The 24,846-nt window shown below is 51.4% G+C and carries 19 protein-coding genes; 11 read left to right on the top strand and 8 right to left on the bottom strand.

The annotated features are described in order from the left end of the window. Nucleotides 1–15: 15 nt before the first annotated feature. Entirely contained in the window at nt 16–1,653 is a 1,638-nt protein-coding gene (locus DUT67_RS21600; RefSeq protein WP_113632448.1) for a TIGR04028 family ABC transporter substrate-binding protein, read from the bottom strand. A 292-nt stretch (nt 1,654–1,945) separates the two neighbouring features. Beyond that, nucleotides 1,946–2,908 (bottom strand): glyoxylate/hydroxypyruvate reductase GhrB, encoded by a 963-nt coding sequence (gene ghrB / locus DUT67_RS21595; protein ID WP_113632465.1) that lies wholly within the window; start codon nt 2,906–2,908, stop codon nt 1,946–1,948. Nucleotides 2,909–3,260: 352 nt separating this feature from the next. Here ghrB and DUT67_RS21590 point away from each other — a divergent pair, with 352 nt between their 5' ends. Then, nucleotides 3,261–5,222: a methyl-accepting chemotaxis protein gene (locus tag DUT67_RS21590; RefSeq protein WP_113632447.1), complete on the top strand. Its 1,962-nt coding sequence runs from the start codon at nt 3,261–3,263 to the stop codon at nt 5,220–5,222. Between the two features lie 55 nt (nt 5,223–5,277). Here the strand turns inward: DUT67_RS21590 and DUT67_RS21585 are convergent, their stop codons facing one another. Next, nucleotides 5,278–5,721, bottom strand: a complete 444-nt coding sequence (locus DUT67_RS21585; RefSeq protein WP_048258164.1) for an N-acetyltransferase — start codon at nt 5,719–5,721, stop codon at nt 5,278–5,280. Beyond that, nucleotides 5,718–6,281: a DNA-3-methyladenine glycosylase I gene (locus DUT67_RS21580; protein ID WP_048258165.1), complete on the bottom strand. Its 564-nt coding sequence runs from the start codon at nt 6,279–6,281 to the stop codon at nt 5,718–5,720. The genes DUT67_RS21585 and DUT67_RS21580 overlap by 4 nt, the downstream gene beginning before the upstream one ends. A gap of 290 nt (nt 6,282–6,571) precedes the next feature. Between DUT67_RS21580 and DUT67_RS21575 the strand changes: the two genes are divergently transcribed. The 8 genes from DUT67_RS21575 to DUT67_RS21540 all read left to right on the top strand — a co-directional run bounded on the left by DUT67_RS21575 (nt 6,572) and on the right by DUT67_RS21540 (nt 16,238). Further along, on the top strand, nt 6,572–7,378 hold the full coding sequence (locus DUT67_RS21575) for a sulfite exporter TauE/SafE family protein (protein ID WP_113632446.1): 807 nt from the start codon (nt 6,572–6,574) through the stop codon (nt 7,376–7,378). Between the two features lie 126 nt (nt 7,379–7,504). Further along, on the top strand, nt 7,505–8,419 hold the full coding sequence (gene glyQ, locus DUT67_RS21570) for a glycine--tRNA ligase subunit alpha (RefSeq protein ID WP_048258168.1): 915 nt from the start codon (nt 7,505–7,507) through the stop codon (nt 8,417–8,419). Nucleotides 8,420–8,428: 9 nt separating this feature from the next. Further along, nucleotides 8,429–10,498: a glycine--tRNA ligase subunit beta gene (gene glyS, locus DUT67_RS21565; RefSeq protein WP_113632445.1), complete on the top strand. Its 2,070-nt coding sequence runs from the start codon at nt 8,429–8,431 to the stop codon at nt 10,496–10,498. A gap of 293 nt (nt 10,499–10,791) precedes the next feature. Continuing rightward, nucleotides 10,792–11,496, top strand: coding sequence for a DUF3053 domain-containing protein (locus DUT67_RS21560; RefSeq protein WP_113632444.1), 705 nt, complete (start codon nt 10,792–10,794; stop codon nt 11,494–11,496). A gap of 425 nt (nt 11,497–11,921) precedes the next feature. Continuing rightward, entirely contained in the window at nt 11,922–13,829 is a 1,908-nt protein-coding gene (locus DUT67_RS21555; RefSeq protein WP_113632443.1) for a PTS mannitol transporter subunit IICBA, read from the top strand. A 61-nt stretch (nt 13,830–13,890) separates the two neighbouring features. Further along, entirely contained in the window at nt 13,891–15,039 is a 1,149-nt protein-coding gene (locus DUT67_RS21550) for a mannitol-1-phosphate 5-dehydrogenase (protein ID WP_113632442.1), read from the top strand. Between the two features lie 99 nt (nt 15,040–15,138). Next, nucleotides 15,139–15,717, top strand: coding sequence for an MltR family transcriptional regulator (locus DUT67_RS21545; protein WP_086935234.1), 579 nt, complete (start codon nt 15,139–15,141; stop codon nt 15,715–15,717). A 158-nt stretch (nt 15,718–15,875) separates the two neighbouring features. Then, nucleotides 15,876–16,238 (top strand): YibL family ribosome-associated protein, encoded by a 363-nt coding sequence (locus DUT67_RS21540; protein WP_011091733.1) that lies wholly within the window; start codon nt 15,876–15,878, stop codon nt 16,236–16,238. Nucleotides 16,239–16,347: 109 nt separating this feature from the next. Here the strand turns inward: DUT67_RS21540 and DUT67_RS21535 are convergent, their stop codons facing one another. The 3 genes from DUT67_RS21535 to fdhD all read right to left on the bottom strand — a co-directional run bounded on the left by DUT67_RS21535 (nt 16,348) and on the right by fdhD (nt 20,337). Further along, entirely contained in the window at nt 16,348–18,240 is a 1,893-nt protein-coding gene (locus DUT67_RS21535) for a methyl-accepting chemotaxis protein (RefSeq protein ID WP_011091734.1), read from the bottom strand. 377 nt (nt 18,241–18,617) lie between these two features. Beyond that, a complete protein-coding gene (gene sodA, locus DUT67_RS21530; RefSeq protein ID WP_039296485.1) occupies nt 18,618–19,244 on the bottom strand; it encodes a superoxide dismutase [Mn] in 627 nt (208 codons plus the stop codon). A 259-nt stretch (nt 19,245–19,503) separates the two neighbouring features. Further along, entirely contained in the window at nt 19,504–20,337 is an 834-nt protein-coding gene (gene fdhD, locus DUT67_RS21525; protein WP_039294607.1) for a formate dehydrogenase accessory sulfurtransferase FdhD, read from the bottom strand. A gap of 270 nt (nt 20,338–20,607) precedes the next feature. Between fdhD and DUT67_RS21520 the strand changes: the two genes are divergently transcribed. Both DUT67_RS21520 and DUT67_RS21515 read left to right on the top strand, forming a co-directional pair. Beyond that, nucleotides 20,608–22,143, top strand: a complete 1,536-nt coding sequence (locus DUT67_RS21520) for an aldehyde dehydrogenase family protein (protein WP_113632441.1) — start codon at nt 20,608–20,610, stop codon at nt 22,141–22,143. A gap of 207 nt (nt 22,144–22,350) precedes the next feature. Then, entirely contained in the window at nt 22,351–23,343 is a 993-nt protein-coding gene (locus DUT67_RS21515) for an acyltransferase (protein ID WP_113632440.1), read from the top strand. Nucleotides 23,344–23,373: 30 nt separating this feature from the next. Here the strand turns inward: DUT67_RS21515 and xylB are convergent, their stop codons facing one another. Next, nucleotides 23,374–24,831: a xylulokinase gene (xylB, locus tag DUT67_RS21510; protein WP_113632439.1), complete on the bottom strand. Its 1,458-nt coding sequence runs from the start codon at nt 24,829–24,831 to the stop codon at nt 23,374–23,376. Nucleotides 24,832–24,846 lie beyond the last annotated feature (15 nt).

Here is a 24,846-nt window from a genome sequence, read left to right as displayed (position 1 = left end):
CCTCTCTCTTCTGTGTTACTTATCTAGCCAGGTGTTGTAAAAGCTAGGGCGTCCAACGGCTTCAAACGCGATGCCTTTTGTGGCGGGTGCGCCTGCAAACACCTGCGGTTCTTCAAAAATGGGAATGACGTAGGCTTGATCGATCAGGTAGCCCTGCACTTCCCCGACTAGCGTCAGCCGCTTGCTACGGTCGGTTTCTGCGGCGATGCCATCCAGCAGCGCATTCAGATGCGGGTCAACAAAGTCCTTCACCTTGTCGCTGGAGCCACCTTTTTGCAGCAGGACGTTACGTACCGTCGGGTAATACTGGCTTTTCAGCACATCCGGGTCGGCGCGTCCGACCATCGCGGGTGCCACGCCGGTTTTCAGCGGATCGAGGCTATCCACGGTTTTGCTGCCTGCATCGCCCGCTAACACATTCAGCTTCACGCCGACTTTTGCCCACTGTTGAGAAACCAGTTGCAGGGTTTCTTTGTTCTGCGGCTGCGGCAGTGATTCATAGGCGGTCAGTTCCAGCGTTTTGCCGTCTTTCTGTCGTAATCCTTGGGGACCGGTTTTCCAGCCTGCTTCATCTAACAGTTTGTTGGCCTGTGCAGGATCGAATGTCAGCTTGTTGGCGAGGTCGACATAGCCTGCGGCAGTTTTGGCGAGCGGAGATGTGGCCTGTGGATAGTTGTCAGAGAACAGCGTATCAATGATCTCTTTGGTGTTGGTGGCGTGTAGCAGTGCTTTACGCACGCGGATATCGGCTACCAGCGGGTTATCGGGGCGGAAAACCACGCTGTTATTGACGCCGCGCGTAGGCGGGGCATAAAGGTTGAAGCCCTGACTTTGTACCCGTTTTTCATCATAGGCTTGAATCTGACGAATGAAGTCAGCCTGACCAGAGACTAACGCGCCGATACGCACGCTGTCTTCCGGGGTGACCAGATAGGTAATGCCGTCCAGATAGGCGCGCCCCTGGTGCTTCGATTTAACTGGGGCCCAGTCGTAATCCTTACGGGCAGTCAGCTTCAGTTCGCGTCCCAGTTTCTCGCTGCTCACCACGAAGGGGCCGGAGCCAATAATGTTTTTGGCATTGCCTAACTGATTGAAATTGCGCTCAAGTGTACTGAGAGAAACCAAACCAGAACCGATTGCTGAAGTGCCTTGCAAGAAACCCGGCGAAGGCTTCTTAAAATAAAATTTCACCGTCAACGGATCGATAACTTCACTGCGCAGGTAATTGTTGATGACTTCCGAAACAGGCTGGTTGAGCGCCGTGTTCCCTAGACCGTAAGTATCGAAGTTTTTCGCTACCGCGTTGGCATCCAGCGGCGTGCCATCAGAGAAGCTGACGCCGGGGCGAATCTTGAACGTGTATTCGGTGTTATCCGCGTTGATGGTCCAGGATTCTGCAACCCAGGGTTCGATCTCCAGCGTTTCTGGGTTCTGATACGTCAGTTTATCGGTAATCTGGTTGAGAATGCCGCCGTTCGGATAAAAACCGCCCGCGGGCGTATAGAGATTGGTGTGTGGCTGCTGTTCCAGATAAACCAGTGTGCCGCCGATTTTCGGTGCGTCGTTCGCCGCTTGTACGCTCAGCGCGCTGCCCAGAAGGAGTAGCGAAGCAAAAATAGTGAGTTTCTGATGAGGATGCAAAAAAGTTGCCACGATGATTGTCCCTACATGTGATTATTTTTATTAAGATATTGGTTTGTCAGGTGAATTTTTTGAGCGATTACGTTCTGAAGCGGAAAACGTTAACCGCTCGTTACAGGCGATACTTCCATAGGCGGTAGGAAACAGCAAAGAACAATACTGGCATTGGTTATCCAGTTTTTAGGTAGGGAAAAGCGTGATTTTTAGCGGAAAATAACCGCATTTCGCGTGTGATGATGGGGTTATTAAGTGGGAGATAGTAGCGCTGCGAAAAAATCGTCGCAGCGCTAAGGTCGACTGAGAGTTATTTCAAAACCTGCGGATTCACGCAGTTTTCTTTTACCTGACCGCTCAAGGCGGCAATCAGATTATCGACGGCACAGGCGGCCATATCGTAGCGTGTTTCGTGTGTCGCAGAACCGATATGCGGCAGTGCCACGACGTTGGGTAAATCCAGCAGTGGAGAATCGACAGGTAACGGTTCTTGGACAAAAACATCCAGTCCTGCGCCCTGAATTGTCCCTTTCACCAATGCTTCCGTTAACGCGTCTTCATCCACAACGGCACCACGACCGATATTGATTAAAATAGCGCTGGGCTTCATTTTTGCCAGTTGTTCGCGGCCAATGAGATGGTGAGTTTCCGCCGTCAGCGGCAGTGTGATACAGAGGAAATCAGATTCGGCCAATAGCGTATCGAGATCGCAGTGGCGGGCATTAAAGCGTTCTTCCGCTTCGGCGTGATGACGGCGTGCGTTGTACAGTACCGGCATGCTGAAACCAAAGTGAGCGCGCTGTGCGACGGCCAGACCGATGCGTCCCATCCCCAGAATACCGATGGTTTTATGGTGAACGTCGGTGCCAAACCAGTCGCTGCCAACACCACCTTTCCATTCGCCAGCTTTGACCCGTTCAGCTACTTCCACGACCCGACGCGCACTGGCGAGCATCAGTGCCAGAACGGTATCCGCCACCGTTTCCGTTAGCACGGTCGGGGTATGCATGAGAATCACCCCTTTTTCATTCAGCGCGTCGACGTTAAAGGTGTCATAACCGACAGAAATGGTAGAAGCCGCGCGTAAACGCGGTGCGTGTTGTAGGAAGTCTTTATCGACTTTGCCGCCGGAACCAATGATGCCTTCGGCCGTTGCCAAAGCGGGATGGTCAAGGGCAGGAAAAGCGTCAAGTTCAGTGACGGTGAAGTGTTGGTCTAAACGAGCGCGTAGGTCGTCAGCCACTTTTTTATACAGGATAACGCTAGGTTTCATCACAAACTCCAGCAGATTAAGGAAGTTAACGTAGAAATAGCTCATCGAATAATCGCGTAGCTGGCGAGAGACTGCAAGCGATACCGCCCCCGCATCTGCCCAAGGTTAATCACGATTAATGGGGAATTTGCACGATTGATGTGATGAACGATCGCATACAGACGCTTCACTGCCGCGTGCAGATGGCCTGCATGATTTTCCTTTATGATGGTTTGATTAAAATATTTCCTTTGTGATTTTTATCACTCATTTCTTGATAAAGCATTACTACAAAAAACCGATAACGTTATTTACGGGGATGTTTTTTGACATGGTGATGTTTTAGACATTGGTATTGTTAATGGGGGCGGAAATGCATTTTTTTACCAGGATTATGAGTAATCTCAAGGTTTCTCATAAGCTGTATGGCGGTTTCGGTATTGTCCTGTTGTTGGTAATGATCGCGTCTGGTGTTGGTGCGGTACGATTTTTCATCATTCACGATTTGTATGTTAAAACGACGATTTTGAATGAAATGAATCATTATCTCGATCAGTCAAAAATGGCGAGAGTGAAATATTCATTCACCTTTGCGGATGACAATATCAAGAACCTTAATACCTACATTAGTCAGGCAAATCAGCAAAAAGAAAAAGCGAAAGCGCTAACGTGGGAATCGATTTATCTCTCTGATTTTAATAATCTTGATCAGGATTTTTCGAATTATGATACCGATCTGAATAGCATGAAAGCCGCCGCAAATGCGGTGGTCGAGACGGCAAAGAAAATCAGCCAGATGAATGCCTCTGATGCATTAACGGCATTTATGACCAATCTCCCCGTCGGCGCAGATGAAAATTCGTTGTCTATGCAGAAGGAAGCTCTCTCGCTGCTGTTCCTGAAACTGGTCAACAGTACCTACACCTTACAAAGAGAGAATAGCGAAGCCGCGTTTAATGCACAGAAACAGGTCTATGCCGAATCGAAGACATCCTATGATTCGCTGGCATCATCGGTCAGTAGCGATCGCCGTCGCGTAGTCGATTCGTTTTGGCAAGCATTTGAAAATTATCATCAAACGGCAGAACAGTATTACGCGCGGCTGGGGCAGTTAAAAACCACAGATGTTAAGTTCCGGGCAACCGGAGACAAAATGACGAGCGATATCGGCAGTATTCTGCAAAAGCTTGGCGCGAAGAATGATGACATTATCAATAGCTCCGTACTGCAAACGCTGGTTTTAGGGGCGATTGCCATTGTCTTCGGTCTACTGATCGCATGGTCTGTCACGCGACAAATTACCCGACCGATTATCACCAACTTGAAGCTGGCGGAGCGGATCGCTGGTGGCGATCTCTCTGCGAATGTTACGGTGGAACGGCATGATGAGCTGGGGCAATTAACGGCGGCCATGATGGTGATGACGGAGAAATTACGTCATTTAATGACGGATATTCGTCAGAGCGTGTACAGCGTTGAGAGCGCTTCCGCTGACATTGCATCAGGCAATAATGATTTGTCATCACGTACCGAGCAGCAATCAGCGGCGATTGTAGAAACGGCGGCCAGTATGGAAGAGTTAACGGCCACCGTGAAGAATAACGCCGAGAATGCCCGACATGCCAGCCAGATTGCCGGAGAAGCCTCAACCAATGCCAACCGCGGCGGAGATATTATTAACCGCGTGATTAATACTATGAGCGATATTTCAGGGAGTTCGAAGAAGATCTCTGATATCACGAGTGTCATTAATAGCATCGCTTTCCAGACCAATATTCTGGCATTGAATGCGGCCGTGGAAGCGGCACGAGCCGGTGAGCAAGGGCGCGGATTTGCGGTGGTCGCCAGTGAAGTTCGTAGTCTTGCTCAGCGCAGTTCACAGGCCGCAAAAGAGATTGAAACCCTGATCTCCGAATCGGTTTCTCGCGTGGATGCCGGGACCGAGTTGGTTTCTCGTGCGGGAACGACGATGGATGACATTGTCGCTTCCGTGAGTCGTGTGAATGACATCATGGGGGAAATCTCCTCAGCATCGGATGAGCAGAGTCGTGGTATTGCCCAAATTGGCAGTGCGGTGGCTGAAATGGATACCACTATCCAGCAGAATGCCTCGATGGTGAGCGAATCTTCGGCTGCGGCAAACTCGTTGCAAGAACAAGCGTCGAAGTTGGCAACACTAATGTCGGTTTTCCGCATATCCGATAAGGATGTTGCGGGGCTGGCAAGGCTGCAAGGTTCGAATACCGGTAATCCAAATTCGGGTAATAAGGCTACGGCTCGTCTGCCGACGCTGGCGTCGCGGGATAACGGGAACGATAACTGGACAACGTTCTGATATCCGGTTGAATCGATAGCTCAGAGATGACCCATTGAACCAGAGGGAGCGGGATTTACTGCTCCCTCACCCGTTTTGCCCACTGCATGATCAGCGCAGTCGCTTGCGTATCCTGATTGACGTTCTCCTCAACAATGATGAAACCCTGCTTATGGTAGAACCGGCAGGCGCGCGTATTCTGCTGATACACTTCCAGGCTGAGTAAAGGGAACTGTGCCTGAACATGCTGAATTAGCGCAGCGCCAATCTGTTTGCCGTAATAGTCTTGTTCCACAAATAGCGCACCGATAAACCGCGCTTCCAGCACGCTGATAAAGCCGATAAGGCTTCCTTGCTCTTCATAAACCCAGGTTTGAGACTGGGGGATATAGATTTCACGTACCGCGGTGGCACTTTCTCGCCAGTAATCTTCACGAATGAAGGGATGCGCTAGAATGGTGCTCTTCAACCAGAGCTGCATCAGTGGTTCGAGATCGAGGCCGCGGTAAGGGCGGATCACGAGGTGCTTTCCTGATGACAAAAACAGTCGGTGACATGGTCGTTGACCAATCCACCTGCCTGCATGAAGGCATAACAGATAGTTGAACCAATAAATTTGAAGCCGCGTTTCTTCAAGGCTTTGGACATGGCATCTGAAACGTCAGTTTTAGCTGGGACGTCTGCGAGCGAAGCGGGATGATTGAGACGTGGCTGGTGTTCGACAAAAGACCAAATGAAGTGCGAGAAACTCTCTCCCTGACTTTCCATCTCCACCCACACTTTTGCATTGGTGATGATCGCCTCGATTTTCCCACGGTGGCGGATAATACCGCTGTCCTGCACTAATCGATCTACGTCATCCTGCGTCATTTTCGCCACCTGTTCAGGATTAAACTGGTGAAAGCAACGGCGATAGTTTTCGCGTTTTTTCAGTACGGTGATCCAGGAAAGACCGGCCTGCTGGCCCTCCAGACACAATAGCTCAAAGAGCTTCTGGCTGTCGGTGCAGGGCTTACCCCACTCGTTATCGTGGTAATCCTGATATAAGGTGTCTTGTGTAACCCAGCCGCAGCGTTGCATTCCTTTCTCCTGATTCGGTTGTGCCGTTGGTATTTGGACGCACAGTTCATTGTAATGCGGTCTGCCGCAATGTGGGGAGATCATGACATTCATAGTGCTGTATATGCAACCAGCGTTTTGCGGGCGTGCTCGCAGATATGAAAGGTTATGTGCGGATGGGGCGGAAAGTCGTCGTGGAATCGTGAATAATGCTTTGCCAACAGCTCAGGCTGTTTTATTCGCTCAGGGCTGTTCATTTAGCTCAAGGCTATTCATTGATCATAAGAAAAGCATAAACAGGGGAACAGGGAATGGCAGTGGAGTGGGTAGCAGCCTATCTGACATTAGGTGCGGTAGTGGGTTTTATGGCGGGGTTATTGGGCATCGGCGGTGGCGGCATTATGGTGCCAGTGCTGACGGCGCTATTTGCCGCACAGGGTGTAGATAATACCCATTTGGTGCATCTGGCGTTGGGAACGTCAATGGCGGCGATTGTTGTCACGGCAATTTCCAGTCTGCGCACTCACCATCAGCATCAGGCGGTGCTTTGGCCTGTGGTGGTGCGGATTACACCAGCGATACTGATCGGGACATTCGCCGCTACCTGGCTGGCGACGCTGTTGCCGACGCGGACGCTGGCAATCTTTTTTTCCTGCTTTATGGCCTACGTTTCTCTGCAAATGGTGTTGAATATCAAGCCAAAACCGCAGCGCCAGTTGCCCGGTACGGCTGGTGTTTCGTTCGCAGGGCTGGTGATTGGCAGCATTTCGGCGTTAGTGGCCATCGGTGGTGGGTCGCTCACGGTGCCGTTCCTGACGTGGTGCAACGTGCGTATTCAGCAGGCAATCGGTACGTCGGCAGCGGTCGGGTTACCGATTGCCCTTTCCGGTGCGCTGGGCTACATGATCAACGGTTGGTCGGCGAACGGGCTGCCTGATTACAGTATCGGCTATGTTTCTCTGCCCGCCGTTCTCTTGATTTCTGCCGTCAGTTTCTTCACTGCGCCTGTCGGCGCTCGTCTGGCGCACCGTTTGCCGGTTGCGACGCTGAAAAAGGCCTTTGCGGCATTGTTACTGCTACTGAGTTTGAAGATGTTGCAGACCGTTTTTTCCAGTTGATCTCGGAACTTGAACGATGATGACGGGGATTTGCACTTGTTACCGCATTCTGGCTGTATATCTTGCGGTCAGAGGGTATACTGGCGCATTCCTTATAAATCCACTTGTATCGCGCGCGAATCCAACATGCAAAAGTTTGATACCAAGACCTTCCAGGGCCTGATCCTGACGTTACAGGATTACTGGGCTCGCCAGGGCTGCACCATTGTTCAACCATTGGACATGGAAGTCGGCGCAGGCACTTCACATCCTATGACCTGCCTGCGGGCACTGGGGCCGGAGCCAATGGCCGCCGCCTATGTGCAGCCTTCTCGTCGTCCGACCGATGGACGCTATGGCGAAAATCCGAACCGCTTACAGCACTATTACCAGTTTCAGGTCGTCATTAAGCCATCTCCGGAGAATATTCAGGAGCTGTATCTCGGCTCTCTGAAAGAACTGGGTTTGGATCCGACCATTCACGATATCCGCTTCGTGGAAGACAACTGGGAAAACCCGACGCTGGGTGCTTGGGGCCTGGGTTGGGAAGTCTGGTTGAACGGTATGGAAGTTACGCAGTTTACCTACTTCCAGCAGGTTGGCGGTTTGGAATGTAAACCGGTAACCGGTGAGATCACCTACGGTCTGGAACGTCTGGCGATGTACATTCAGGGCGTTGATAGCGTTTACGATCTGGTCTGGAGCGATGGCCCGTTAGGTAAAACCACCTACGGCGACGTGTTCCATCAAAATGAAGTTGAGCAATCGACCTACAACTTTGAACACGCTGATGTCGATTTCCTGTTCAGCTGTTTCGAGCAATATGAGAAAGAAGCGCAGCATCTGCTGGCGCTGGAAAAACCGCTGCCTTTACCGGCTTACGAACGTATTTTGAAAGCGGCGCACAGCTTTAACCTGCTGGATGCGCGTAAAGCGATCTCGGTTACCGAGCGTCAGCGCTACATTCTGCGTATTCGTACCCTGACCAAAGCGGTTGCGGAAGCCTATTATGCCTCTCGTGAGGCTCTGGGTTTCCCGATGTGTAATAAGAAAGAGAGCTAAGAGGCAGCCATGACTGACAAGACTTTTCTGGTGGAAATTGGCACGGAAGAGCTGCCGCCGAAGGCTCTCCGTAATCTGGCAGAATCCTTTGCCGCTAATTTCACGGCGGAGCTGGATGCCGCCAATCTGGCGCACGGGGACGTAAGCTGGTTTGCTGCGCCACGCCGTCTGGCGCTGAAAGTGGCACGTTTAAGCGCTTCTCAGCCCGATCGTGAAGTAGAAAAACGGGGTCCAGCGATTTCTCAAGCGTTTGATGCTGAAGGGAAGCCAACCAAAGCGGCAGAAGGCTGGGCGCGTGGCTGTGGTATCACCGTTGAGCAGGCTGAACGTTTGACTACCGACAAAGGCGAGTGGCTGCTGTATCGCGCCCATGCTAAAGGTGAGCAGGCGCAGGCGTTGCTGGCTGGTATGGTAAGCACCGCATTATCAAAGCTGCCTATCCCAAAACTGATGCGCTGGAGCGATAAAGAAACCCAGTTTGTCCGTCCGGTGCACACCGTAACCCTGCTACTGGGTGAGGAACTGATCCCCGGTCAGGTATTGGGTATTCACTCTGCTCGTACTATTCGCGGTCACCGCTTTATGGGTGAAGCTGAATTCACGATCGATAACGCCGAACAGTACCCGCAAATTCTGCTGGAACGCGGTAAAGTCGTTGCTGACTACGATACGCGTAAAGCCAAAATCAAAGCCGATGCGGAAGAAGCCGCACGCAAGATTGGCGGTAATGCCGATCTGAGCGACAGCCTGCTGGAAGAGGTTACCTCGCTGGTGGAATGGCCGGTGGTACTGACCGCGAAATTTGAAGAAAAATTCCTCGCCGTGCCGTCCGAAGCGCTGGTTTACACCATGAAAGGTGACCAGAAGTATTTCCCGGTTTACGACAACAGCGGCAATCTGCTGCCTCACTTCATCTTTGTTGCCAATATCGAATCCAAAGATCCACAGCAGATTATCTCCGGTAACGAAAAAGTGGTGCGCCCGCGCTTAGCTGACGCCGAGTTCTTCTTCAATACTGACCGTAAGAAGCGTCTGGAAGATCACCTACCGCGTCTGGAAACCGTCTTATTCCAGCAGCAGTTGGGTTCATTGCGCGACAAAACCGACCGTATTCAGGCACTGGCAGGCTGGGTTGCTGCTCAGATTGGTGCCGATGTGAATCACGCGACGCGTGCGGGTTTGCTGTCCAAGTGTGATTTGATGACCAACATGGTGTTCGAATTCACCGACACGCAGGGCGTGATGGGGATGCACTATGCGCGTCATGATGGTGAAGCGGAAGATGTTGCTGTTGCACTGAATGAACAGTATCAGCCGCGCTTTGCGGGTGATGAACTGCCGTCTTCTGCCGTGGCTTGTGCGTTGGCGATTGCTGACAAAATGGATTCGCTGGCCGGGATTTTTGGCATCGGCCAACATCCAAAAGGCGACAAAGACCCGTTTGCACTGCGTCGTGCTGCCCTCGGTGTGCTGCGCATCATCGTCGAAAAACGTCTGCCGCTCGATTTGCAGATGCTGACCGAAGAAGCTGTGCGTCTGTATGGCACCAAGCTGACTAATACCAAGGCTGTGGATGAGGTGATTGAGTTTATGCTCGGTCGTTTCCGTGCTTGGTATCAGGAAGAAGGCCACAGCGTGGATACCATTCAGGCGGTATTGGCGCGCCGTCCAACTCGTCCGGCTGATTTCGATGCCCGCGTGAAAGCGGTTAGTCACTTCCGTTCGCTGGATGCAGCAGCGGCGCTGGCAGCGGCTAACAAGCGTGTTTCCAACATTCTGGCGAAGTCTACCGATACGCTGAATGAGAGCGTCAATGCGGCTGTATTGAAAGACGCGGCGGAAATTACGCTGGCAACGCACCTTGTCGTGCTGCGTGACAAACTGACACCGCTGTTTGCTGAAGGTCGCTATCAGGAAGCACTGGTTGAGCTGGCCTCACTGCGTGAACCTGTCGATGCATTCTTCGATCAGGTGATGGTAATGGCGGAAGATGAGCAGGTTCGAGTGAACCGCCTGACGCTGCTGAGCCAACTGCGTGAGCTGTTCTTGCAGGTTGCGGATATTTCCGTGCTGCAATAACGGCGATAGCATCACCGTAATCTTAGCCCCCGAATAGGTTCTCCTGTTCGGGGGTTATTTTTTCTGCATTCCAGAACTCCTCATCTTGCTGTTGCAACCCGCATCGAGTGACTACTCCACTGGTAAAATCCTGCTGTCAGGCTTGGCCTTTTTCTGCACAGCCAGCCTGATTCGACTATGCTTATGTCGTAGAAAATCTTGTCATGGAAAATCCGTCGCTAGCGTGTTTCTGTCTGTATAAAGCACGGCTGGCGGGGCAGTAAGCATAACGGGAGTAGGGAATGAGAAGGCTGATGACGTACCGTTCACGCTGGCTGCTGCCAGTTCTGGTTATTCTGGCGGCATTGCAGCTTGCTGCCTGCGGTGACAGCGAAGCCGAGCAGCGGAAGGCATTCATTGCGTTCCTGCAAAGCGTGCAGTCGCAGCAGGATGGGAAACTGCCCGCATTGACGGAAGAGCAAAAGAAGAATTTTGGCAATTTCACCAACGATTACGCGATTTTAACCACCTTTTCTCAGCAGTTTAATCAGGCCGTATCCGGCAGTTTGACGCCGATGCTGGGGCAAATTTCTCGTATTCGCGTCCCTAAAGACTATCTGACACAGCGTGATGCACTGAGGCAATCTGTTGGAACCATGAGCCTGTTGGCGCAGCATGTTCAGACGGCGAAAGCGCAGGCTGACAATGCCCACCGCACATTAAAACAGCCGGAAGAGGTGCAAATTCCTTATGAGCGACTGTATGCGCGGACGGTAATACAGCCGACGAATGCGTTGTTGCCTGCTATTCCGAATGCCACGTCGTTTACACAAAGCCTGATTCAGGTTGGGGATTTCCTTCAAGCTCAGGGCGATCAGGCCGTATTTAACGGTGCATCTGTGCAATTCCGTACGCCACAGCAGGTGGCGCAATATAACGGTATGGTGGCAGCATTGCCGGTTCAGCAGCAAAATTTAATGAATGTGCTCAGAGGGGTAACTGGCACGAACTATCCCTAATTAGCCTCTTTTAGCGAGGCGATCTTAGCGGATAGGTATTCTGGATAAGATGAGTTTGGCAGACGAGAGGGAAAATAAATTGTGATTAACATCACATAAATAAAACAAACAAGCGCCTGTAAAGTGCGATGTAAATCACATATAAGGCGCGGTGTTTGTCTACAAATCTGTTTAGTTTTTCATTTTTAACGGTTTTTTGTGAAGTAAATCACCTATTTGTATCGTTGATGTAGGGTGGTTGTGTGATTTTTGTCACGTTGCTGCCATGAGGTTGCGGTATGAAAACAGCGTGTTAGAGTCCGCGCTGCATACAGTAATAATGACGGAAATATTCTTGTGGTAATCAGTGTTTTTATTGCCACGCCGTCTCACGATAATTACCACGCGCTCTTATTGTCAGCGCGTTTCAATAGGGGTGTGTTTTTATGCTTTCACCAGATATTAAGATCAAAGTTCAAAACTTTGGCCGCTTCCTCAGCAATATGGTGATGCCCAATATTGGCGCATTTATCGCCTGGGGTATTATTACCGCGCTGTTTATCCCCACTGGCTGGATTCCCAATGAAACGTTGGCGAAGCTTGTCGGTCCAATGATCACGTTTTTGCTGCCATTGCTGATTGGTTATACCGGCGGACGCTTGGTATTCGGTGAGCGTGGTGGTGTGGTTGGTGCAATTACGACAATGGGCGTGATCGTTGGGACTGATATCCCGATGTTCCTCGGTGCCATGATTGTAGGCCCGTTGGGCGGCTGGACGATCAAACGTTTTGACCGCATGGTCGACGGTAAAATCAAGAGCGGCTTTGAAATGCTGGTCAACAACTTCTCTGCCGGTATTATCGGTATGTTGTTGGCAATTCTGTCGTTTTTGGCAATTGGTCCGCTGGTTGAAGTCTTCTCTCAGGTGCTGGCCTCCGGCGTTAACCTGATGGTGCAGAACAACCTGTTGCCGTTGACGTCCATCTTCGTTGAACCCGCAAAAATTCTGTTCCTGAATAACGCCATCAACCACGGTATCTTCTCACCGCTGGGCATTCAGCAGGCGACGGAAACCGGCAAATCTATTTTCTTCCTGATCGAAGCGAACCCAGGCCCAGGTATGGGCGTGCTGATGGCTTATATGTTCTTCGGTCGTGGTAACGCGAAAGAATCAGCACCGGGTGCGGCAATTATTCACTTCCTGGGCGGTATTCACGAAATTTACTTCCCTTACGTGCTGATGAATCCACGTCTGATTATCGCGGTGATTCTGGGTGGGATGACTGGCGTGTTTACGCTGAGCGTGTTGGGTGGCGGCTTGGTTTCTCCTGCATCCCCTGGCTCCATTCTGGCCGTGTTGGCGATGACGCCAAAAGGCGCTTACTTCGCTAACCTCGCAGCCATTGCAGCCGCTTTCGCGGTGTCCTTCATTGTGTCAGCGATTTTGCTGAAAAGTACCAAGCAAAAAGAAGAAGACCTAGGCGACGCGACACGCCGCGTGCAGGAAATGAAAGCCTCTTCCAAAGGTGCAGCAACGAGCGCCGGTGTCAGCGGCGACATGAGCACCGTGCGTAAAATCATCGTAGCCTGTGATGCCGGTATGGGTTCTAGCGCGATGGGCGCTGGAGTGCTGCGTAAGAAAGTTCAGGATGCTGGGCTGACCAACATTTCGGTGACTAACAGCGCGATCAATAGTCTGCCGGACGACGTCGATTTAGTCATTACGCACCGCGATCTGACTGAACGTGCGATGCGCCATGCGCCGCAAGCACAGCATATTTCGCTGACCAACTTCCTTGATAGCGGTCTGTATAGCGATCTGGCGGCTCGTCTTGTGGCAGCACAGGGTGCCGCGCAGCCTGAAACTGTCGCGACACCTGCACCCGCTGTAGCAGATGTGCAGACAAACCTGTTCCAACTGGGTGCGGGTAATGTGTTCCTTAATCAGCATGCGACACACAAAGAGCAGGCTATCCGTTTTGCCGGTGAGCAACTGGTAAAAGGCGGCTACGTCGAGCCTGAGTATGTTGAAGCCATGCTGGAACGCGAAAAGCTGACCTCCACTTATCTGGGCGAATCGATTGCCGTGCCACACGGTACGATTGAAGCGAAAGATCGTGTGCTGAAAACGGGCGTTGTCTTCTGCCAATATCCTGAAGGCGTTCGCTTTGGCGATGAAGAAGATGAGGTTGCGCGTCTGGTTATCGGTATTGCTGCCCGCAATAACGAACATATTCAGGTCATCACCAGCCTGACTAACGCGCTGGATGATGATGCCGTCATTGAACGTCTGGCACATACCCAAGATGTTCAGGAAGTACTCGACTTACTCTCTGGTAAAAAGAGTGCCTAATTGATGTGGCTAGAGCCGCCTTCGGGCGGCCTCTTTTTATGTTTTTTTAAGGTTATGTCTCATGAAAGCATTACATTTTGGTGCAGGTAATATCGGCCGTGGATTTATTGGTAAATTGTTGGCGGATGCTAACGTTGAACTGACATTCGCTGACGTCAATCAGCCGCTGTTGGATGCGCTCAACAGCCGTAACAGCTATTCGGTGCGGATTGTCGGTGATAACACTCAAGTTGAGGCCGTCAGAAACGTCAGCGCTGTTCACAGCGGCAGTCAGGATGCCATCGCATTGATCGCCGTGGCCGATCTGGTGACGACCGCTGTGGGACCGCAGATTCTGGAAAAAATCGCCGGCACTATCGCTCAGGGGCTGGTTAAACGTCATGACGACGGCAACACCCGGCCGTTGAACATTATTGCCTGTGAAAATATGGTGCGTGGCACCAGCCAGTTAAAGCAGCATGTGCTGAAACTGCTGCCGGAAGCCCATCAGGAATGGGTTGTCGAGCATGTAGGATTCGTCGATTCCGCCGTGGATCGCATCGTTCCCCCTTCGGAAGCGGGAAGCGACGATGTGTTGGCGGTGACGGTAGAAACCTTCAGCGAATGGATTGTCGATAAAACCCAGTTCTGCGGTGAGCCGCCAGCGATTCCCGGTATGGAACTGACCGACAATCTGATGGCGTTTGTCGAGCGTAAGCTGTTCACGCTTAATACTGGTCATGCGATTACGGCCTACCTCGGCCAGCAGGCTCGTCATCAAACGATCCGTGATGCGATTCTTGACCCGAAAGTCAGAGCCGTGGTCAAAGGCGCAATGGAAGAGAGCGGTGCGGTACTCATCAAACGTTATGGTTTTGATGCGGATAAACATGCCGCCTATATCAACAAAATTCTCAGCCGCTTTGAAAACCCTCATCTGCATGATGATGTGGATCGCGTTGGCCGTCAGCCGCTGCGCAAGCTGAGCGCAGGTGACCGTCTGATCAAGCCGCTGCTCGGAACGCTGGAATACCATTTACCGCATGACAACCTGATTATTGGTATTGCAGCCGCGATGCATTATCGCAGCGAACAGGATCCGCAGGCGCTGGAACTGGCGGAATTAATCCGTACTCTGGGGCCGCAGGCGACGCTGGTGCAAATTTCTGGTCTGGATGCTGACAGCGAGGTTGTCGCGCAAGCAGTGAATGTGTATAACGCCATGCAGTAATCGGCGCGTCTCGTCACAGGGCAGGTGTGGTCTTTTCGACACGGTGTAATGTATACGGGCGACGTCGGGGATCGGATGTCGCCACACCTGCCGGTAAGCATGCTACCGAGATGGGTATGTTGTGCGGATTTAAAGGTACGAGAAGTGACGATGGAAGAAACACAGGCGTTTGAAAACCGAGTTCTGGAAGCGCTGAACTCAGGGAAGACAGTGCGCGACTTTATGCTCTGCGCCGTTGAATTGCTGGCCGAAGCGGCCAGTATCTTGATGTTGCAGGTATTCCGTAAAGACGACTATGCGGTGAAATATGCCGTTGAACCTCTGATGACGGGAACGGGCCCGCTGGGTGACCTTTCCGTGCGCCTGAAACTGATTTATGGTCTGGGGATGATCAGCCGTAAAGAGTATGAAGATGCGGAACTGTTAATGGCGCTGGGCGAAGAGTTGGCGCATGACGATCGGCACTATCGTTTTACCGATGATGAAATTCTGGGGCCCATCGGCGAGTTGCACTGCGTTGCGGCGTTGCCCGCGGAACCGACGTTGCCGCTGGGGGCTGATGCCGATCCGCTTCTGGTGAGTATGCAGCAGCAGCGTTATCAGCAGATGGTGCGTTCCACGCTGGTTTTATCCCTGACCACGTTGATTGCGCAAATCAGTCTGAAAAAGGCGTTTTAACCCCATTCTGCTACATTACACCGCTATACCTGTCAGGCGTTTATACTCGTTATACTTCAAGCTGCATGTGTGTTGGCCGCCTTCACGCAACTCGAATTATTTAGCGTATAGTGTATGCTGTGCCCCGCATTATTCTCCCGTTATATAGGTTATCTTTTATGAAAGAGCAGGAAAAAACAGAGATCAAACTCCTTAGCGACCAGTTGGATAAGCTGACGCATAAGCAGACCACGCTGCTGGCACAAGGTGATGGTGAAGCCATCGCCCTCAATCTGGAGGCCTGCGAGAAGCTAACGGCTGAAATTGAGCGCCTGCGTAACGTGAGAGAACAGAAACTCAGCAAAGAAGCACAGAAATTGGCGAACTTACCTTTCAACCGTGCGATTACTAAAAAAGAGCAGGCTGATATGGGAACGTTGAAGAAAAACGTTCGCGGTTTGGTGATTGTGCATCCGATGACGGCACTCGGGCGTGAGATGGGTTTAAAAGAGATGACAGGCTACGCGCCGAAATCGTTCTGAGGCATTTTCTCTGCACTGGCGGAGGATAGTGATGGACGAGTTATCGTGATGGATTCATTGACAAAGCCCCTGTTTAACAGGGGCTTTGTCGTTTTTATCGTTTTCGATATTAGCGCGGCGCGTGCAGACGATGCGGTTGGTTGTTAAACGCGATACCAGCGGGGGTATCGTCATGCTGTGCGTTGGCCAGACGGAAGACGGAAACCGCCTGCTTCAGCAGTCTTGCCTGCTCTTCCAGCGAGTCGGCGGCGGCAGAGGATTGTTCAACCAACGCGGCGTTCTGCTGAGTGGTGCTATCCATCTCAACAATAGCTTGGCTAACCTGAGTAATTCCTTTGCTTTGCTCATCCGATGCAGTGGCAATTTCACCCATGATGTCATGTACCTGAGTGATAGAGGTGACGATATCGTTCATTGTTTTGCCGGCATTGCCGACCAGCGTTGCACCGCGTGATACCTGATTAACCGATTCAGAAATCAAACCTTCAATTTCTTTCGCAGCCTGTGAACTACGCTGGGCAAGACTACGGACTTCGCTGGCGACAACGGCAAAGCCACGGCCTTGTTCACCGGCGCGCGCGGCTTCCACCGCAGCGTTCAATGCCAGAATGTTAGTCTGGAAGGCGATGCTGTTGATGACGGACGTGATTTCCGCGATACGTTTAGAACTGCTCTCAATCGCGGTCATGGTTTGCACCACCTTATTGACCTGCTCGCCACCCTGTTTGGCGGTTTGGGAAGCGCTGATTGCCAGCTTGTTGGCGTGGTGTGCGTTGTCTGCGTTTTGCTTAACCGTCGCGGTGAGTTGTTCCATGCTGGCGGCGGTTTGTTCAACGGCAGCGGCCTGTTGTTCGGTACGTGACGACAAATCTGTGTTGCCCGCAACGATCTCGCTGGATGCGTTAGAAATCTGGCTGACGCCGACACGAATGTCATCGATCATATTGTGCAGATTGTCGTTCATTTTCGACATCGCACTCATCAACTGGCCCAGCTCGTCTTTACGGGTCGTGTTGATGGACATGGTGAGATCGCCCATCGCGATTTTTTCAGCCATGTTCAATGTATTGCCAAGTGGTGTGGTGATCTGACGTGAAATGAACCAGGAAATCAGCAGACCAAGCAGTAGGGTAATCAGCGCCGCGATACTCATTTGCAGCGTGGCATTGTGAATGTCTGCCTGTGAGGCGGCCAGTTGATCGCTAAGTAGTGATAGGATAACGGCATTCAATTGATCGGCAACAACCCGCATTTGCCCTGCCTGCGCCATTTCTTCTTGATAGGCCGGCATATATGCCAACACCTGTTCTTCATAATTGTTCATGATCGTCATCACCGGTGCCAGCGTTTCACGCTGTTCGGCAGACAGACTCTGATACAGGAAGGTCAATGATGTTTGCGCCGCGTTGATGGAATCCGTTAGTTTTTCTTCGGATTCTTTATTGGTCGAAAGTAATAAACCGCGAACGTGGTAGCGGACGGCAATCAGTTTTTGGTTTAGGTCAGAAAGTAATAATTGCAGAGTGGCGCTGTTATTATCCGTCTTTAATTGGTCATTGAGCTGTTGCAGTGGTTTTTCTGTCGTTGAGATATTCCAGCCTTTTCTTACCGTGTCCTTGGTATTTACTGCATTAATATAACCTTTTTGCTTTTCCTGGTAGCTGGAAATTAACGTAGGGATGCTGGCTATTTTCTTGGCGTCGCTTTCTGGCCAGTTAAATTCTTTTGCTTTTTCAGCGAGCTTGCTGATATTAGAAATATGCTCAATGTTCTTTTTGATATCATCAGGATTATAGGTGGTGCCGTATAATGCGCGGTAATATTTAGCCTGATTAATTTCATCATTGATATCGTTGCTTAAATTAACTTTATCAATACTGTCTTTCAGCGAGCCTATATGCATAATACCCGCACCGGCAATCACCATGGTCATCAGCAGAATCAGGAAAAAGCCTAATCCTAATTTTTTACCGACTTTTAGATTGTCAAAATTCATAGCCATCCCATTCCACCACTATATCGTATTGAGTCAAATTCATTATCCTGATGCACACTTGATTAGCGGTGTTAGCATCTCGGATTACCGCGTGCCAAGCCTATCCCTGCAAAACAACATGATAAAAACCCGCAGTAGATATCGGCACTCTACTCTGAAACTTTACGCGCCGCCCGCTTTTCGGGCTTGAAGCCTGTTCGCTAACAGAAACGGGTAAACGGTGCGAGATCGCGGCTATTCGATCGCGCGGGTCGGTGGGGAACAACGAGGAGATGAACAGAAAATACGAGGTGAAATATAATAAAAAACTGGAATAACACGTTGTTATTCCAGTCTCTATTCAAACGCAGAAGGAGCCTGATGGTATCAGGCATCCAACGGTTTTATTTTTTCGCGCTAGCGAAGCGAGCTGAGGCTTCGTCCCAGTTCAGCACGTTCCAGAATGCTTTAGCGTAATCTGGGCGACGGTTTTGGAATTTCAGGTAGTAAGCGTGCTCCCATACGTCCAGACCGACGATTGGGTAGCCAGAGGTACCAGAAATTGCTTCACCCATCAGCGGGCTGTCTTGGTTTGCAGTAGAGACTACGGCAAGTTTGCCGTCGTCTTTCAGAACCAGCCAAGCCCAGCCAGAACCGAAACGGGTTGCTGCTGCTTGCTCAAATTTTTCTTTAAACGCATCAACGCTGCCGAAATCGCGTTCGATTGCTGCTTTCAGATCGCCAGTCAGCGTAGTACCTAATTTCAGGCCTTTCCAGAACAGGCTGTGGTTAGCGTGGCCACCAGCGTTGTTACGCAGGGCTGCTTTTTTCTCAGCAGGGACTTTATCCAGTTGAGCAATCAGCTCTTCAACAGACAATTTAGCCAGTTCAGGCAGAGATTCCAGCGCTGCATTAGCATTATTGACGTAAGCCTGATGGTGTTTGGAATGGTGAATTTCCATCGTTTCTTTGTCGAAATGCGGTTCCAGTGCGTCATAAGCATAAGGCAGCGATGGCAGTGAATAACTCATGTTTAGCATCTCCATGGTAAAAAAAATGTTACGGCACTGTTCTATGAGTGCCGCGTAAGCAATACGTTCATTATAGTTAATTAAATGATATTGAAAATGATTATTCTCGATCTGCTGTCGGGAGTCAGATTGCTTTACTTCATGATAACAAACGGTTATGTCATTATCGCACTATGTAAAAACAAATTAATCTATACTCGTCATACTTCAAATTGCGTGTGTGTTGACTGGTAGCCACCGCGATCTTGACGGCAATGGCTTACTTGCTCAGACGCTGCGGGTGCGTGTAAATGGTTGCCTGCCCTGGTCGACAAAAACCAACTAGAGTCAGGTTGCAGCGCTGTGCGACGTCAACGGCCAGTGAGGTTGCCGCAGAGACAGCGAACAAGATTTCCACGCCACACATGGCAGATTTTTGTACCATTTCATAGCTGGCTCGGCTGGAAACCAGTGCTGCACCCTGTTGCCACCCCTGTTTTGCTCGGGCACCAAGCAATTTATCCAGCGCAACATGGCGTCCGACATCTTCGCTCCCCCCTGACAGCGTGCCGTCTGGTGCTATCCAACTTGCGGCGTGAGTGCAGCCAGTCACCTGACCGATCTTCTGCACATCGCGCAGTCGCACTAGCGCGTTTTCAAGCTTGCTGAGGGAAAATGTCTGCGTGAACGGCAGAGGTGCAACCGGTTTGCCTATTTCCGCTAGCTGCTCTACGCCACAGACGCCGCAGCCTGTACGGCCATCCATCGATCTGCGTCGTTCTTTTAGACCGGCAAAACGTCGGCTAGAAAGCTCAATTTGAACTTCTATGCCGTTACAGGCGTTCTGTACATCAATACCGTAGATATCTGCGGGTGATTGAATAATGCCTTCAGATAAGGAAAACCCGAGTGCGAACTGCTCCAGTTCCTTCGGTGATGCCATCATAACGACATGCGAGATGCCGTTATAAACCAGCGCCACAGGCACCTCTTCTGCCAGCCAATCAGACTGTGGCTGATGCAGCGAATCGGGATGATAGACCGAATGTTGCGTTGCGCCTTCGAGGACGGCATCCGCTTGTGAATGAACCTCTTTCACCTGAAATACCTGCATGTTAGTAACCATAGAAATTAAAAGTATTATTTCATCGCGCCAGAAGGGATGCGAGTTTTTCTCTAGGAACAGCGAGCGTGCTCGCATAGCAATATGTATTTTTCCTGCAACAGGAAAGAAACTGTGCGTCAACTCGAAGAGTTGCCTTCTTCTCTGGCTGAATCCTGTCGCTAACGCCACACCCCGTATAGGCTTAATGTAGCTGCTTACTGCTTGCCTCTTTTTTCACTGCGGCATGGCCGCTCACTCGGAAATGAAAAGGAGACTGAAATGGCGCACGATAATCTCGAAGGCCGATCCGCATTTGGCGAAGTCGGTTCTCTCGATCTGAAAAAACGCTATGACAATTTTATCGGTGGAGCCTGGGTTCCGCCTGATGCTGGTCAGTATTTTGTCAATTTAACGCCAGTGACAGGCCAGCCGATGTGTGAAGTAGCCAGTTCGTCAACGCGAGATATTGACCACGCGCTGGATGCAGCCCACAAGGCAAAAGCGGAATGGGGTGGCCTATCGGTGCAGGAACGGGCGCTGGTGCTTAACCGTATTGCCGACCGGATGGAACAAAATCTTGAACGGCTAGCGCAGGTGGAAACCTGGGATAACGGTAAGCCGATACGTGAAACCAGCGGGGCGGATGTGCCGTTGGCGATTGACCACTTCCGCTATTTCGCGGCCTGTATCCGGGCACAAGAAGGGGCGATAAGCGAAATTGACGGCGATACTGTGGCTTATCATTTTCATGAGCCCCTCGGCGTTGTCGGGCAAATCATTCCCTGGAACTTCCCGCTGCTGATGGCCTGTTGGAAGATGGCGCCTGCGCTGGCCGCCGGCAACTGTATTGTGTTGAAGCCTGCCAAACTGACGCCGATGTCGGTGCTGATTTTGATGGAGCTGATTCAGGATCTGCTGCCAGCAGGGGTCATTAATGTCGTCAATGGTTCGGGAAGTGAAATTGGTGAATATCTGGCGACGTCAAAACGCGTTGCGAAAGTCGCATTCACTGGGTCAACCGAGGTAGGCCAGCAAATCATGAGCTACGCGGCACAGAATGTGACGCCTGTGACGTTGGAACTGGGTGGCAAATCGCCGAACATCTTCTTTGCCGATGTGATGGATAAAGAAGATAGCTTCTTTGACAAAGCGCTCGAAGGTTTCACGCTGTTTGCTTTCAATCAGGGAGAGGTTTGTACCTGCCCGAGCCGCGCGCTGGTGCAGGAATCTATCTATGATCGCTTTATGGAACGGGCAATCAAGCGCGTTGAGGCTATCCGCATCGGTAACCCGCTGGACAGCAAAACCATGATGGGTGCACAGGTGTCAGCAGGCCAGCTTGACACCATCCTTAACTATATTGATATCGGTAAGAAAGAGGGCGCACGGGTGCTTACGGGCGGTCAGCGTAAGGCGATGCCGGGTGGACTGGCGGAAGGCTACTATCTGGAGCCGACGATATTGTTCGGTAAAAACAGTATGCGCGTCTTCCAGGAGGAAATCTTCGGGCCAGTGTTGGCGGTAACAACGTTCAAGACGATGGAAGATGCGCTAGAGATAGCCAACGATACGGAATACGGTCTGGGCGCTGGCGTATGGAGCCGTAACGGTAACATCGCTTACCGAATGGGACGCGGCATTCAGGCTGGTCGAGTTTGGACCAACTGCTATCACGCTTATCCTGCGCATGCTGCGTTTGGGGGCTACAAGCAATCTGGTATTGGGCGTGAGAACCATAAAATGATGCTGGAACACTATCAGCAAACCAAGTGCCTGTTGGTGAGTTACTCTGATAAGCCGATGGGGTTGTTCTAACCGTATATTTCCTTAAAACCCTGCGCACCTGCCACTGCGGGTGGGTGCGCAGGCGTAGCGTAAATCGATGCGGGCTTTCCGTGTTAATTCGTCCTGAGCACTCAGATTTGCCCGATTGTTAGTCTCTGATTATTGATAGTTGATTGTGTCTGCGCTTAACAACGGCTACGCTGTTTTGAATAGCGCTTTGCTTTCAAGAGGTTGTGCATGACGGATAAGATCGGCTGGATTGATAACCTGCGGGCATTGGCCTGCATGATGGTCGTTCTGATTCATAGTACAACTTACTATATTACTGCGGGTGGCACGCCGGGCGACGGACATTGGGATGTCGCGAATGTCCTGAACTCTGCTTCGCGCGTCTGCGTCCCGTTGTTTTTTATGATCTCAGGCTACTTATTCTTTGGTGAACGCAGTGCAGGGAAAAAACATTTCCTGCGTATCGGTTTATGTCTGCTTTTTTATAGTACGGTCGCGTTGATCTATATTGCGACGCTCACGCCGATTAATGGCTTGAATTCATTACACCATGCGCTGCAAAAACCGATCTTTTATCATTTATGGTTTTTCTACGCCATTATCGTGATTTACCTGCTCTCTCCACTCATTACAATCAAGCCAGTATCGGGCAAATATTTAGCGGTCTTGATTATCTTATTAGCTGTTGTCGCCAACCCTAATACAGGACGGGTGGGGTTTGAAGGCTTTAAATTGCTGCCTGTTAATCTCTATATTTACGGCGATACATTTTATTACGTGCTGTATGCCGCGCTGGGACGCGCGTTAGGTATGTTGGACGTGCCAAAGAAAGTCGTACTGGCGGCTATTCCCTTCTTCATTGCGTGTGTCGCGCTGATTGCGATGGGGACGAAGCATCACACATTATTGAATGACACGTTCACCCAGACGTTTTATATCTACTGTGGCCCGTTAGTTTTCCTGGCTGCGGTCAGCCTTTTGGTCGTATTTAAGCAGTATTTTAGCCAGCGGGTTCTACCCGGTTTTGCAATCATTTCGCGCCATTCGTTGGCGATTTACGGTTTCCACGCGCTGATCATTCACTATCTACGTACGCATGATGTGATGCTGCCTGACCATCCGGTCATCGATATCTTCTCTGTCTTCGCCATCGCGCTGGCGGCCAGCCTGCTGCTTTCGATGGCGCTACAGAAGATTGATGTGCGGCGCTGGGTGAGTTGACTGTTCGCCCAGCTTATCGGACTAACGGTGCTACATCAGCGGACTAAGCTGTTGGTAGAGCGTTTTAAATGTGCGCCTCCGCTCGGCATAGTCTGCGTGGCGCTGGATATTTGGTTGATGGACCTGCTCCAACGGTAGCGGCGGCAAGAGTTCTGCCAGTGGCGTATGGGGATGCATAGCGATTTGTGCCAGACGGGCAGCGCCTAGCGCTGGGCCGACATCGCCTCCCGTGCGGTATTCGAGAGTTTGCCCACTGATATCCGCCAAAATTTGCCGCCAATAGGTGCTACGTGCACCACCACCAATTAGCGTGATGCTATCGGGCTTCAGCCCAGTCATGTGCAGCGCGTCCATCCCGTCAGCAAGTGCAAATCCCACGCCTTCCAGTACCGCTTTTGCCAGTTCTACGCGACCGTGCTGGTGGGTCAGCCCCCAGAATGCGCCTTTAGCATCGGGATTATTGTGCGGCGTACGTTCGCCAGAAAGATAGGGCAAAAACCATACTGGCGTTATCGTGTCATCGGCTGGCATTGAGGCGACTTCCTGCAACAGGGCGGGCACGCTCTCGGCGTGTGTTAGGCGGGCGACCCAATCCAGACAGGACGCCGCGCTTAACATCACGGACATCAGGTGCCAGGTATGTGGCAGTGCATGGCAGAAGCTGTGGACGGCATGCTGCGGGTTGCTAAGAAAGCCGTCGCTGACGGCAAAGTAAACACCGGATGTACCGAGAGACAGCATCGCCTGACCGGTTTGATACAGCCCGACGCCAATCGCGCCTGCTGCGTTATCTCCACCGCCAGCAATAACGGGGATGGTATCCATACCCCAGCGACTGGCGATGTCAGGCCGCAGATAACCGGTAATTTGGCTACCTTCATACAGTGTGGGCATGTGTGCACGAGTCAGCGAGCAGGCTTCCAGTAGAGCGTCACTCCAGTCTCGTTTGGCGACGTCCAACCAAAGGGTTCCTGCCGCATCGGACATATCGCTGGCAAATTCCCCTGTCAGACGCCAGCGGAGATAGTCTTTTGGCAGCAGAACCTTGTCGATTTGGCGAAAGATATCGCTTTCGTTTTCCTGCACCCATTTTAGTTTGGGAGCAGTAAAGCCCGGCATCATCAGGTTGCCGGTAATCTGACGTGATGTAGGCACCAACTGTTCCAGCGTTCGGCATTGCGCCGCGCTACGTCCGTCATTCCAAAGGATCGCAGGTCGCAGCACGTTCTGGTGAGCGTCCAGCAAGGTCGCCCCGTGCATTTGCCCGGTCAACCCCAGCGCTTTCACGGCGCGAAGGCTGTGTGTTGCTGCCAATGCTTGTAGCGCTTGGTCTGTTGCCTGCCACCAGTCCTCAGGCGCTTGCTCCGACCAAAGCGGATGCGGCCGGGAAATGCTCAGCGCGGCGCTATGGCTGGCGATCACCTCTCCTGTTTCATCCAGCAGGATGGCTTTAACACCAGAAGTACCCAGATCAATACCGATATACATAGTCGCTCCTGATAA

The organism is Pectobacterium peruviense (genome assembly GCF_003312355.2).
Taxonomy (GTDB): Bacteria; Pseudomonadota; Gammaproteobacteria; order Enterobacterales; family Enterobacteriaceae; genus Pectobacterium; species Pectobacterium peruviense.
Note: the sequence above shows the minus strand (reverse complement) of the source record. Positions and strands in the feature narration are given on the sequence as shown.